The 14,300-nt window shown below is 40.4% G+C and carries 6 protein-coding genes; 1 reads left to right on the top strand and 5 read right to left on the bottom strand.

Annotation, left to right across the window (positions count from 1 at the left end; genetic code table 11):
- Nucleotides 1-3: 3 nt before the first annotated feature.
- Entirely contained in the window at nucleotides 4-1,851 is a 1,848-nt protein-coding gene (locus tag H6G59_RS01210) for a porin (RefSeq protein WP_190711352.1), read from the bottom strand.
- Nucleotides 1,852-2,307: 456 nt separating this feature from the next.
- Here H6G59_RS01210 and H6G59_RS01215 point away from each other — a divergent pair, with 456 nt between their 5' ends.
- A complete protein-coding gene (locus H6G59_RS01215; RefSeq protein ID WP_190711353.1) occupies nucleotides 2,308-2,631 on the top strand; it encodes a YnfA family protein in 324 nt (107 codons plus the stop codon).
- Between the two features lie 183 nt (nucleotides 2,632-2,814).
- On the opposite strand, the gene H6G59_RS01220 is transcribed toward H6G59_RS01215, so the two are convergent.
- The 4 genes from H6G59_RS01220 to H6G59_RS01260 all read right to left on the bottom strand — a co-directional run bounded on the left by H6G59_RS01220 (nucleotide 2,815) and on the right by H6G59_RS01260 (nucleotide 14,274).
- Nucleotides 2,815-4,659 carry a tetratricopeptide repeat protein gene (locus tag H6G59_RS01220; RefSeq protein WP_190711354.1) on the bottom strand — a complete coding sequence of 615 codons (1,845 nt, stop codon included), beginning with the start codon at nucleotides 4,657-4,659 and terminating at the stop codon, nucleotides 2,815-2,817.
- Nucleotides 4,660-4,834: 175 nt separating this feature from the next.
- Nucleotides 4,835-6,625: an ABC1 kinase family protein gene (locus H6G59_RS01225; RefSeq protein WP_190711355.1), complete on the bottom strand. Its 1,791-nt coding sequence runs from the start codon at nucleotides 6,623-6,625 to the stop codon at nucleotides 4,835-4,837.
- A gap of 277 nt (nucleotides 6,626-6,902) precedes the next feature.
- A complete protein-coding gene (locus tag H6G59_RS27020) occupies nucleotides 6,903-12,512 on the bottom strand; it encodes a LamG-like jellyroll fold domain-containing protein (protein ID WP_199331879.1) in 5,610 nt (1,869 codons plus the stop codon).
- Nucleotides 12,513-12,978: 466 nt separating this feature from the next.
- Nucleotides 12,979-14,274: a lipase family protein gene (locus H6G59_RS01260; protein WP_190711356.1), complete on the bottom strand. Its 1,296-nt coding sequence runs from the start codon at nucleotides 14,272-14,274 to the stop codon at nucleotides 12,979-12,981.
- Nucleotides 14,275-14,300: the final 26 nt, after the last annotated feature.

Consider the following 14,300-nt stretch of genomic DNA (forward strand, 5'->3'; position numbering starts at 1 on the left):
ACATCAAATTCCCCAATTGATGCTGACACCAAAATTAGTATCTGGTTCGGCTGTCACCGTTCCCAAACCACCTTGTCCAATGGCGTTACTGGCAAAAACGTCAAATGCCAATCCTGCTTGTGGTAAAAAGCGTAAGCCAGTACTCCAAACATCTCTTCCTTCACTCAAGATGGGCGTATATTCTCCAATCAATTGCAGTTTATCGGAAATAGCCTGGTTAATCCCAATACCTACCCCAATGCGGGAAACTTTCCCAAAAAATCCGCCTTTGGGATTAATGGATATGGAAGTTTGGGGACTGAGTTGATAACTAATGGGCAACTCTGTATATAAACTGCCGGTTAAAGATTGACCTTTGAAAGTTGTCTCACTGATACCTGCAAGTTTAAAACCCAGAGACAGGGAATCGCCTTGTGCTTGATTCAAAAACCGTAGTTTCATTGCACCGCCAATTTTGACACCCGAACCAGATACATCTTGAGCAGAAATGCGATCGCTTGCCCCAAATTGATCAACCATAAGTTCTAACTGTGCATCATTTGTCAAGCCATAGGCCAGGGCAAAACTGGAACTACCATGAGTACCCAGCCCTCCTCTAACTTGAAACTTCCCAGTTGGTAAAGTGTTAGCGCTGGCAAGTGTGAAACCATCAAACAGAAGCGTCTGATCCCGATAAGAAAGCGGTGCTTGGGGGCGATTGTCAAAATTAGCTGCGTATCCTTGTCCAAAATCAATCACGTGCTTGAAGCGAATCCCCAGCTGGAATTCATCACCATCAGGAAAAAAGGCCAGCAAGCCAGTCGTCGGTGTTGTCCCATAACTGTTAGTAGCATAAACCTCTGCTCCCAGTCTGGGATTAACAGCATAATCTACACCTACAGTCCACAGTAACTGCCGAGAGATAGAGCGGTCTTTGGAATTAAAAGTATTGCCTCCAGAACCAAAAGGCGCTTGAATATTACCAAACAAATTCAGTCTTTCTGAAGTTTGCCAGCTAAATCCCGTCCCAATGTTGAAAAACGTCCCAAAAAAATTCGCTCCCCTGATTGTTTCCGGGAAGAAAACCACTCCCGGAGTCAGATGCAGTTGCAGATTTCGAGATACGTTATAAGTAGCGGGAAACTGCAAAGCTCCCACTGGTCTGGTAACAGAAAAGTTTCCCCTCGAACTGTTTGGTGAGGGATTGTCAAAAAGCTCTGAACTCGCAGATAAGTTCAATAACTGAGCCGTACCCATCACACCGACAGCCAAACGTTCTGAAGTGATTAATCGATATTTTAACTTTGTTCCATAACTTACGGTTGTCAAATCACCGCAATTGCCTCTAGTTTCGCATTTTGCATAATCATCAAAAATATCACCTGTAAAACCTATTTGGAAGTTATCTGTTACTCCCCAGTCGATATCAACTTGATAGGTTTGCAAACCCGTCCCCGACACAGAATCATCGGTTGGTAAAACTTGCAGAAAACCCGCTTCTCCCTGAACTTCTCCTTTTTTCAGCTGGTTGGCTGTTTCCAAGTTATGCAATTTGGTGGGCTGTTCTTGCAATGGAGAACGGGGAGCTACTCTCTGTACATCTTTGGTGGGATTGGGAGCCGCTAATGGCTGTTCTTGCTCTGTCTGTGCGACTGTTTCTGCTGAAAATACTAAGGGAACCTCCGGCTGTAAATCTTTGGCCTGATTACTAACAGGATTACTAACAGGTAAAATCACAACGCTAGGTTTTTCTGCAACTTCCTTCGGCGCGGTTTGGGTATTAGAAACTATCGGTGCTTCTTCAGATGCATAACATACACTGGGAAAGGCAATAGTTAGCAAGGCACAGGAAAGGATTTTGAAGATATTCATATGTTTTTGTGATAATCGCATAAATTATACATTAGACAATGTGTAAAAACTGGACAAAAATCTGGTATCTATGAAAACTTAGATACACAATTTTTTGGGTATTGTATGGCATAATACAATTAAGTGAAGATTTTGTGTCACATAAATTTTTAATTACGCATTACGTAGCCTTTGGCAACGGTCGGAATCACTCAAACTACTTGAGTATGTCATTCTCCGTTAAATCTTGTTACTCCCAAATTATAAAAAATCCCCAATGGGTTCTCTACCAATTCTGTGTGATAGCTTGCGTGGCGTAGCCATAGATGCACCAGAAAGATAATCCCATTTACTTTTGATTTAAACGTTATTTGATGACTTTATTGGGCGCAACCTCATAAATAAATGGTATTAGTATCTACTTTTATTCTATTTCTTACATTGATATAGTAGGTTGGCTTGTAATTTTTGTTAAAAATGCAAACATTTATCTTCTTCTTAATTGCGGCTCTAGGAGAAATTTCTGGTTGCTACACATTTTGGGCATGGTTAAGATTAGGAAAAAGCATCTTGTGGATTTTTCCAGGGATTTTCGCTCTAATTATCTTTGCTTTTACTCTCACCAAAATAGATGCTTCAAATGCAGGCAGAGTATACGCTGCTTATGGTGGTGTTTACATCCTTTCATCTCTCTTTTGGTTGTGGTTGGCTGAAGGTGTCAAACCAGATAGATATGACGTACTTGGTGTGACAATTTCTCTCCTGGGAACGATTTTAATTCTGTTCAGTCCACATCGCTAGTACAAGACTTAGCGTTGTAGAAATGACCAATTGTATGTGATAGCTTGCATGGTGTAGCAATAGTTGCGGCAAATCCTATCTTTTTTCAACGCAAAGGTACGCGGAGGTTAATGCAAAGGTACGCAGAGGTTTTCTCAATATAATTCGCTATGTTCCAAAATAGTTAGGCGCATCTTCACGGTATTACATATTTTCCTTGTATTTTTCTAACAAGTTGGGAAGATGATCATAGCCATCTACACCAATCACAGAAATCATTTTCGGGCGATTTTGTTGTAATAGAACTTGGAATTTATCAGCCCCAATTTGTCCTTTGATTATTGTTAATAAACCTGCGGCTTGTCGCCACTCGTGGGAAGAGATTTGCTCTAGTAGATACATTCCTAAACTACCAGTATAAATGGCTTTATCGGAATTTTGAAGATGATAATAAGCTTCTGCTAAATAAGCTAAATTCCGCCCTTGGAGATACAAATCACCAGAAACTTGTGCTGTTTTAAAACCTACTTCTAAATATTTAATAGCCGCTTCGTATTGTTCTATTACTAAATAGGCAATTCCTAAACTGCTAAAACATAAAGCTTGACTTTGAATATCGCCTAATTTTTCTGCTAACTTTAAACCTTGTTCTAGATAATTAATTGCTGATTCATATACTTCTGGTTCGATGTTTTCCAACTGTTGGGCTTGCATAACTTCGCTGTAACCTAGATTTACCAAGGCGTTGGCTTCTCCAGTTTTGTCACCTGCTTGCCTACTTAAGATTAATGCTCTTTGACTATAGTTAATTGCTTCGGCATAATTTTTTTCTTGGACGTAGGTACGACTGAGGTGGTTGAGATTGGCAATTTCACAAGAGCTATCTTTGGCATTTCTGGCTATTTCCAAAGCTTGCTGATGAAAATTAATCGAGCGGGGATATTTGCCTAAAGCTCGTTGAGAGTAACCTAAAAGAGTCAAAATTCGGGCTTTTTCCTGTGTTCCTTCTACAGAACGCAAGGGTTCATCTAAATAATCGAGAGCATCTCGCAAAGAACTACCAGAAAAGGAAGCAAAAATCCCACCGTAGAGAGGGAAATAAGGACGCTGGGCAAAGGTTCTCAGAATTTGGAGCATGATTTGTGAAGCTCCATTGCTGTATGCTAGTGCTTGGGTTTGAAAAGCGATCGCTAATTGACTCCAAATGACGGCAAAGGTCAAAAATGTAGATATGGATAATTTGGGGCCAGCTTGGATATCATAAGCTTGTTGATCAAACCAGCTAATTAACCCCCGTTGTAGGAACTGTAAAACTATTGCTAGTTCTACCCAATTGGTCAGGGTGATTTGCTGTTGCTGTTGAATAAATTCAATTGCAGATTGCTCAAGTGCTAAGGTGCGGAAAAATGCTGCGGGAAGTTCGCTTTTGACTAACTTTGCCCAACTTGCCCAAGGGCCACGTTCTCCCGGTACACCACCAAATCCTAGAGAACCTTTTTGTTCATACATCCAACTCAGTAGGTTTTCTTGAATTCGCTGCCAAGAAGCAACACCACGCGTAATTCCTGTGGATATTTCCGCTAAATCGGCATTAGCTGCACCAAATTGCTGTAAGGATTTGGCTAACTGCTGTAATTGGGATAAATTTAAGGTATGTTTTTGATTAGGATCAATCAAACGCAAGAATACCCCTAAACGCTCATCATTTCTGGCAATAGTGATTTCGCGGACTGCCAAAATTATAACTTCTGTAGCTTTATTTTGTTCTTGCCAGCGTTGCCATTGTGTTTGAATGGTTTTAATGGCTCTTAAGCTGCGTGTAGCCTTAGATTTTTTGAGTTCGTCTGGTTCGTTGTCCACTTGGGTTTGAATAGTATTCAAGCGATCGCTCAAAGCTAACTCAAACACTTCCCCTGTACCGTTCGTGATACCTTTGAGTAATATTTGATATACCTGCTCTACAGAGCTAATTTTACCCTTGAGAGTGGTTTCAACAATTTGATCAATTAATACGAGGTAATGATCGCGCAAAGATAGGGAGTCTGACACTTTAGCTAATAAGAAACATCACAACAATTCTCATTCTATTGTAATCCACAAGATAAAGGACTATGAGATTTTACCTGAAACAACAGAGGCTTTTATTTATGTAGCTATGATTCGTTTAATGTTTAAGCAACTGGCGTAATCAAAATCACCTTCTCAAAACTTTTCAGACATCCTCTTAGATTTGGATGGAACGCATTAATTTTCGCCTTCCTAATTGATTAAGTATTTCCTGTCTTAAACTCTGGGCTTCTGGTCGCAAAAACAGTTTAGATAATTCATAGATAGAGAGAAAATTAAAAGGGGTAATGAGTAAAAATTTACCTAGAAATTGCTGGATATTCTGCCAACTTTTATTTAGTCTTGTCGGGGAAGGGAAAGGACTAATTATTGCTGTCGTCCAAAACATCATCTCTTCAAAAGACTCGTTTGAGAGATTTTCTAGATTGGTAACAACTTCTTCAACTAGCGCATAACGTACTGAATTTCCTTGAGGAGAATATAAAAACTCTAACATTCGCTCTGATATCAGGTGGAGGTTAAAATCATCACTTTGAGAAATATTATTTAATAAATCTGACACTAGCTCCCATTGGATAGTCTTGTTGTTCAACAATAAATTTTTGAGGGCATTCCATAATAGGGGCGATTGCTTGGTTAATAACCATTGTGCAATATAAGGATATCCGACTTTGTAAGCCTGAAAATCAGGATTAAATTTGAGAGCTATTCCTTCTATGGTGGCAAAGCATCGAAAAACCAACACGTAGAATTTAGGAATTTGCCAGGAATATTCGTAAATTAAACTTAATAGCTTCTCAAAAATTTGCTTGAAGCCAAATTCAGCGAGAGTAGTTTCCCGAATATTGCCAAACATCAGAGCCAGTTTGGGAATTAAGGGAACTAAGTCAGTTTGTGGGGGTAGAAAATCTAATAAAACAAGGTCTTCAGCAAGGGCTGCAAAATCACCAGCTATTAAATGTAAAAAGAAGACTATCAAAAAGTCACGCGTCTCTGGTTCAACTTCGCTCATCATGCCAAAATCCAGGTAAGCTAATTTCCCATCAGGAGTTATTAGTATATTACCAGGGTGAGGATCAGCATGAAAAAACCCACCGTTGAGGAGTTGTTGTAAAGAAAATTTAAATTCTAGAGAAATTAAATCAGCAGGCTCTAATCCTTGGGTGCGAATTACCTTTGTTGAAGTGATTTTTGTGCCATTGACCCACTCCATTGTCAGGACTCGGCTCGTGGTGTATTTTAAATAAATACGTGGTACATAAATTTGCGGCAAATTACCGTAGAGTTGAGCAAATTTCTGGGCATTTAAACCTTCTTGAACATAGTCCATTTCTTTAAAAATACTATTAGCAAGTTCATCGGTCAAAGCTCTAATATTGGTGTGGATGAATGAAATATTTTTTTGTATCCAAGTTGATAATTGCTGTAGCAAGTAAATATCTAGAACAAGAATATCGATGATTCCAGGACGTTGCACCTTGACAGCAACGATTTCACCTGTCTGGAGTTTTCCTTTGTAAACTTGTCCTAAAGAAGCTGATGCTACAGGTTCAGGATTCAGTTCGGCATAGATTTGGTCATAGGGACATCCGAGTTCTTCTTCTATTACCTTATAAGCTTGATCATTAGGGAAGGGAGGCAATTGGTCTTGCAGACTTGCAAGTTCGTCCACATAAATAGGTGGTATAAGATCGGGACGACAAGAAAGTACTTGTCCCAACTTAATGAATGTTGGACCTAACTGAATCAGCTTCTGCACTAAGATTTTGGCTCGTAGCTGCTGATTCCGTAGCAAGCGCCGAGTTAGCCAGTCCCAGACCAGGAGGATGGCGAACGAGAAAAACGAATTTAAAATAGTCAAGCGACGTGACCAAAGTTTCCCAGGCGGCTGGCTGTGGTTAGCAATAGCGGCAAGATTATCTGGTAATGGTACTGTACTGTGTTTCATTTTTAAGTATAAAATTCATAAGAGTAGTATAAGGTATGAAACAACGAAGTCCACCACCAAAAAATACAGATTTTGGTAGTGAAAGAAATGCGGCTCTGGTAACAGAGACTGGAAGAATTCCTAAAACAGGATAGGAATTAGAGCAAAAAATTTGCTTCAACAATCCCTCATCCCCAGTCTCGTTTACTTGATGATAGTTATCTCTTCATCACTATTGACGCTGCTGGTATTTTTATTACCATTTAAGTCGCTAATTTTTTGAGCGGGATTGACATATTTATCTCTGTTGATCACGTAGCAGTTCGAGCAGAAAAGGACGTGCAATATCCTTGACAGGACGAGTCAACTCACTCCAAAATTTTTGCTGCTCCTCCAATAATTCAATATAAGTTTCTGGGCTGTGTGGAAAGGGAACGCTAAACGGGATACGGAAAAGTCCGCCAAGGGAGATTGACGCGCTTTGACCACTACCTAATCCCATCACTGTAATCGCTTCGCCACCGTTAGCATACTTGCCAATGTAAGTGTTTCCGACCTGTAGTCCTTCAGGAGCGATCGCAGAGATGGGGAAGGGAGGATCGTAAGGATATGTGGGAACTATATCTAAAGCATTTTCGATGCGATAACTAAGGTCTGCGCCTATTTGCTTGTTATAGTAATCTACAAATTGTTGATTACCAATTTTAGGTGATGCGATCGCATAAACTTTGATCAGAAATCCCCCAGCTTGAACAGAGCCGAACCAACGTCGTAGCGATAAACCAACGACTTGGCTCAAGGCTCCACCCAAGCCGAAACCAGTTGACCATACCTCTATAGGTTCAGTTAACGGTGATAGCTTAGATAAAAGCTGCTCCTCAAAAAATTGTAAAATTTTCTCCAGTTCTTCATTGTTATCAATTTCACCGTCAGCAATGACTTTCGCAACTAAATCTTGAGCTTGTTGCTCAAACTCTGATCCCAGTCGTATTGCTCCCGCATTAGCCAAAGCAGTAATGCAGGCGAATTTCCGCAGGGGAGGTAAGTGATTGAGCCGGCGGAAATCTGAGGGTTTTAGCTCACCCCGCAGAGTCTTGAAGAAGTATTGAATTTCATCAGCTACTGACTCAAAGGGCAGATGAAGCCCTTGCACAACTTTTGCCTTTTGCACAGCCAACGAGCCGTAATCAATTAGTTTCCAATCTACATCAGAAACTATATTATCCAAGTTGACCGTACCTTTATCATTAACGGATGTGCCTCGTAAGGAAACTGCGTACTGATGAGCAACTCCCGATTGAGTATTTTTGAGAATTAGTCCCCGAATATTCGTGTCATCATTACGGATGGTGTGAACTAACTCCCATCCCTGATTCTTATAGGTAGCCTTGTAAAATTTCTTTAGCTCTTCATCGTCAACACTGTCATCATCATACTCGAAAAAATCAAAGGCATATTTAGAAAGATTTGCCATCAGGATAGCTTCATCAAAACTAAAGCCTTTACGCAACTTCAAGACTGGTTGACTGGGTTGTCGATTTTCAGGAATAACTGAGGGTTCAGGAGGTTGTACTGGTTGTCTGGGTTGTCGATTCTCAGGAATAACTGAGGATTCAGGAGGTTTTACTGGTTCACTTGGTTGCTGATTTTCAGGAATAGATATCGGTTGGCAATAAATCCCCAAGCGCACTAAAAAATTTTGCGGTCCCCCATGAGAGCCGAAAAAGCCGATAATTTCCTGCCCTTCTGGTGCTTCAAAAACGAAAGCTTCAACAATTTCTTGTTTTCCACTTTTCCCCCCAAAAACTGGCGATTTAACTCCTTTTTTAGTTTCAAATTGGATGGTGATAATCTCTTCTTTGGGATATCCTGGTGCTTGACTTCCCCAAGTTCCGCTTACTTTGATGAGATAATCTCCTGGTTGTAGGGAAAATTCTCCTTCTGTACCTAAGCTATTGCCAACTAAGGCTGAACGATAGGTTTCTCCAGAACTAGAGGCAATATTTTCATATTCAACCTGAAGCGAGCAAATTGGCCAAAGTGCATTGATAAATAATGTTTTTAATCGTGATTTTGGGGCTGTATCTTTAGGTAAAAATTCAAAATCTGTCGCTGATATTGAGCCACCTTTGGTACCAACTTTGACAAACTTAGAGACGGGCGGCTGAGTTGCTACTTTAATTGGCAATTCTTCTTGCTTCCAAATAGCACCATTAATTGTGCCATTATTGCCTTTACCTGTCTTGTCAGTAGCGACATTACCCGAACCTTCATTCAAGGGCAAATAAGCAACTAAACCATCCTCATTTCCTGTCAGATGCTGATTCATCTTTGCCTGAATTTCTGTCACTGTCAGGGCTTTATTCCACACACCAACTTCTGCAATTTGACCAGGATAGAAATATTGCGGATTTGCTTCGGTGAAACCAGCACCGATTCGCAAAGGACATTGGGTATTAAGTGCGTAACCCACATTTTTGCTGCAAACTTCTGTTCCATTGACATAAAGTTTCAGTTGTTTGCCATCATAGGTAGTTGCTATATGAGTCCAAGCATTAAGAATTACGTCTAAACCAGCAACAATTTCCCAAGCCTGTGTATCATTACCAACCCAAGCCTGCCACTTATTATTATCTCCTGCGTAGATAATATAACCTTTTGATAAGGGGCTTGCATCACGGGATGTAATCACAGAACGCCAAGTTCCCTCACCTCCAACAACTTTTACCCAAGCGGAAACAGTAAATACATTAGGATTAAGGGATTGACTGTAAGGAACTTCTATATAATCATCCTTACCATCAAATTGTAAAACAGATGATTTGCTAGAAATAATCGCTGGTTCTAATTTAGATGGTTCACTTCCAGAAGTCGCTTGAGGTGGTATAACTAGTATGGGTTGGGGAGTTTCACCTCCAGTTGTCTTCACTGAAGTAGAAAGATTAGATCGATCAACATAGACAAAAGTCTCCCAAGTTGATCGGGTTGGTCGATTAGCTACTACTTCACCTCCGCCACCTGCTTCAGCACAGACATACTGACCATTATTAGCTTGCAGTGCTATTTGGTTATTGCCTAAATTATGAACTTTAAAAGTTTCCCAAGCATTAATCTGAGAGCGATTAGCTACTACTTTACCTCCGCCACCTGCTTCGGCACAGACATACTGACCATTATTAGCTTGCAGTGCTATTTTATCGGGGAGGGTAAATTTAGATGATTCACCTCCAGAAGTCGGTTGAGGGGGTGCAACTATAATCGCTGGTTCTAATTTGAAAGGCAGTTCTTCTTGCTTCCAAATAGCACCATTAATTGTGCCATTATTGCCTTTACCTGTCTTGTCAGTAGCGACATTACCCGAACCTTCATTCAAGGGCAAATAAGCAACTAAACCATCCTCATTTCCTGTCAGATGCTGATTCATCTTTGCCTGAATTTCTATCACTGTCAGGGCTTTATTCCACACACCAACTTCTGCAATTTGACCAGGATAGAAATATTGCGGATTTGCTTCGGTGAAACCAGCACCGATTCGCAAAGGACATTGGGTATTAAGTGCGTAACCTACATTTTTGCTGCAAACTTCTGTTCCATTGACATAAAGTTTCAGTTGTTTGCCATCATAGGTAGTTGCTATATGAGTCCAAGCATTAAGAATTACGTCTAAACCAGCAACAATTTCCCAAGCCTGTGTATCATTACCAACCCAAGCCTGCCACTTATTATTATCTCCTGCGTAGATAATATAACCTTTTGATAAGGGACTTGCATCACGGGATGTAATCACAGAACGCCAAGTTCCCTCACCTCCAACAACTTTTACCCAAGCAGAAACAGTAAATACATTAGGATTAAGGGATTGACTGTAAGGAACTTCTACATAATCATCCTGACCATCAAATTGTAAAACAGATGATTTGCTAGAAATAATCGCTGGTTCTAATTTAGATGGTTCACTTCCAGAAGTCGGTTGAGGTGGTATAACTGGTGTGGGTTGAGGGGGTGTAACCGTAATTGCTGGTTCTAATAGGAAAGGGAGTTCTTCTTGCTGCCAAATAGCACCATTAATTGTGCCGTGATTAGCATTGCTAGTTTTATCATTAACATCCCCATTCAAGGGATAATAACCGACTAATCCTGACTCATTTCCCGCCAGACGGGAGTTCATATTTTGCTTGATTTCTGTTTGCGTTCGTGCAGTATTCCAGATACGAAATTCTGTTAAAGAGCCTTTCCAATAGTTACTACCAATTACATAAGACCCAATAACAAATTTTTCAATTCCGCTTAAAGTTTTTGTATTTCCCTCACCTTGATGCCAGATTTCTCCCTGGCGATAAATGTACATTTTTCCGGTGGTAACATCTTTGACAAAAGCCCAATGTATCCAGCTATTATATTCTTCTAATTTAACTCCTTTGTCGATGCGATTATACCCATTTTCATTACCAGCATCCCAAAAAATCCAAGAATTTCCCCAAGGTAAATGAACATTTAAAACGCGAGAATTCTGGGCATTATGAGCTTCAATAACACTGGTGGATTCTGTAACACTATTTTCTCCTTTAGCCCAAAATTCGATGGTGATTGCCTTGTCAATAGTGGGAAAACCTTTAGGCAGGGTAAGATTATCATTTATCCCATCAAAGGTCAGCACAGATTGGAAATTTTCCAACGTTACTGGTAGAATCGGTTGGCAATAAATTCCCAAGCGCACTAACAAATCCTGGGAACCGCCATGAGAACCAAAAAAACCAATAATTTCTTGCCCTTCTGGAGCTTCTAAAACAAAAGGTTCGACTTCTGTTCTTCCGCTGCCTCCGCCGAAGATTGGAGATTTAATGCCTTTTTTGGTTTCAAATTGGATGGTGATAATTTCTTCTTTAGGATATCCTGGTGCTTGCCGTCCCCAAGTTCCACTTATTTTAGTAAGATAATCTCCTGGTTGTATAGAGACTTCTTTTCTGTTACCGCCACCACTTCCAACTATTGCTGAAAAATAAGTTTCCGCAGAAGTAGAGATGATATTTTCGTATTCTACTTGAAGTCTACTAATTGCCCAAGCTTCATTCAGCAAAACGCTTTTTAAGCGTGATTTTGAGGCTGTGTTGTCAGGTAACAATTTAAAATCTATCCCTGATATTGAGCCACCTATGGAACCGACTTTGGCAAACTTAGATCCTGGCGACTGAGTAGCTACTTCATCATTGACTGCCGCTTGAATTGGCAGTTCTTCTTGCTTCCAAGTAGCACCGTTAATTGTGCCATGATTAGCATTGCTAGTTTTATCATTACCATCCCCATTCAAGGGATAATAACCGACTAATCCTGGCTCATTTCCCACCAAACGCGAGTTCATATTTTGCTGAATTTCTTCTAGCGTGCGAGGAATATTCCACAGGCGAAGATCAGCAATTTGTCCTGCGAAAAAACGTCGAGTTCCTCCTCCTTTGCTGATAGAAGTACCCGCCGCTACATATAGAGGAGAACTATTTTGTGTAGATTGAATTGTTGTATCTTGGGTTTGGCTTTGTTCAATACCATCAACATACAAGAACAATTGGGAGTCTTGTTTCACAAAAGCTACATGATGAAATTTTTCGTCATTAACCACTATTTTCGAGGAAAGCGAGGGATTTTTTCCATCATAGCGAGAGCCATAGACTGTTCCCTTGCTAGAACTATAACGAATAGAATAGGGAAAAGCACTGCCTTGCCATTTTTCAATAATGTTGACATCAAAAATCGTATTAGCTCCGGGTTCAATTGTGCCAACTTTTAACCACAGTTCGATGCAGAAATTTTGATTTTGATCAAAGTTAATAGCATTTTGGTTGGGAATAAGTAGGTAATCATCTTGTCCATCAAACGCTAACACGGATTGGTTGGAAATCAGATTATTTGACATAATGCTCATTACCTCAATGCTTGCTGAATAAGTATAGAAATTGAATCTAGCTGTCACAGAGATTGAAAAATCAAGAGTTGGTTGATTAGTTCTGAAATTTATACAGTAGATATCTCCAAAAATGAAATATGCGTATCCTAGAACCCTTGTAGAGACGTGACCTGGGTAGGGATTCTCGGCTCTACAATATTTTTCACCAGATGTCTAGTTATTTATGGTGAAAAAGCAAGGGTTTTATATCATGTTCGCTTAATTACTTAATTAAAAAAACTTTCCCCGTCCCCGCGTCCCCGCGTCAGCCCTAACTATAAGTCTTTAACCGAACACGATATTAGACATCTGTATTCAATGATATTGCACTTGTCTGCACAGAAAAGTCTGTAAACCTTGGTGACTAGAAGAGTTCCTAAAATATGGGAGGAATTAGAGTCAAAAATTTGATCCAATTCCTCATTCTCAGTCTCTTTTACTTGATGATAGTTATATCTTCATTACTATGGACGCTGCTGGTATTTCGATCGAGTTCTACATCTATTTTATTTTCATCACGCAGTATTTCGACCAAAAAAGGACGTGCAATATCTTTCACGGGACGAGCTAACTGACTCCAAAATTTTTGCTGCTCCTGCAATAATTCAATATAAGTTTCAGGGCTGTGTGGAAAGGGAACACTAAACGGGATACTGAAAAGTCCGCCAAAGGATATAGACGCGCTTTGACCACTACCGAATCCCGTCACTGTAATCGCTTCCCCACCGTTAGCATATTCACCAATGAAAAAATTACCGATCTGTAGTCCTTCAGGAGCGATCGCAGAAATCGGGAGGGGAGGATTGAGGGGAATAGTTGGAATATTATCCAATGTATTTTCGATGCGATAGCTCAGTTCTGCTCCTATTTGCTGGTTGTAGAAATCTACAAACGCTTGATTTCCAATTTTACAGGCGGCGATCGCATAAACTTTGATCAGCAATCCCCCAGATGCAACAGAACCGAACCAGCGTCGCAGAGCCAGAGCAGCCAGTTCAGACATCGAGCCACCCAAACTGTGACCTGTTGACCATACCTCTATGGTTTCTGTTAAGGGTGATTGCTTAGATACAAGCTCCTCTTCTACAAATTGAAAAATTTTCTCTAGTTCTTCATCGTTATCCACTTCACCGTCAGCAAGCACTTTCGCAATTAAATCTTGAGTTTGTTGTTCAAACTCTGTACCCAGTAGAATTGCTCCCGCATCTATCATAGCGGTGATGCAGGCAAATTTTCGCAGGGGTGGTAAATCATGGAGATACCGTAAATCTGCTGATTTTAACTCGCCCCGCAGAGTTCTGAAGAAGCATTGAATTTCATCAGCCACTGACTCAAAGGCCAGATGAAACCCGCGCACGACTTTTGCACGTTGGACAGACAAAGAGCCGTAATCTGTCAGTTTCCAATCTACATCAGAAACTACATTATCCAAGTTGACGGCTCCTTTATCAATACCTGCTGAACCTCGGAAGGCAATTGCGTACTGATGTGCCACTCCCGATTGCGTATTTTTGAGAATTAGTCCCCGAGTATTGGCCTGGTCGTTACGAATGGTGTGGACTAACTGCCATCCCTGGTTTTTATAAAGAGCCTGGTAAACTGTCTTTAGCTCTACATCGTCAACACTGCTATCATCATACTGAAAAACATCATAGGCATACTTAGACAGAGTTGTCATCAGGATAGCTTCATCAAAACTAAAGCCTTTACGCAACTTCAACGATGTAGTCATTGTGAGGTCTCCATTTTATGAATTTT

The sequence above is a fragment of the Anabaena lutea FACHB-196 genome (assembly GCF_014698305.1).
GTDB classification, from domain to species: Bacteria; Cyanobacteriota; Cyanobacteriia; order Cyanobacteriales; family Nostocaceae; genus Anabaena; species Anabaena lutea.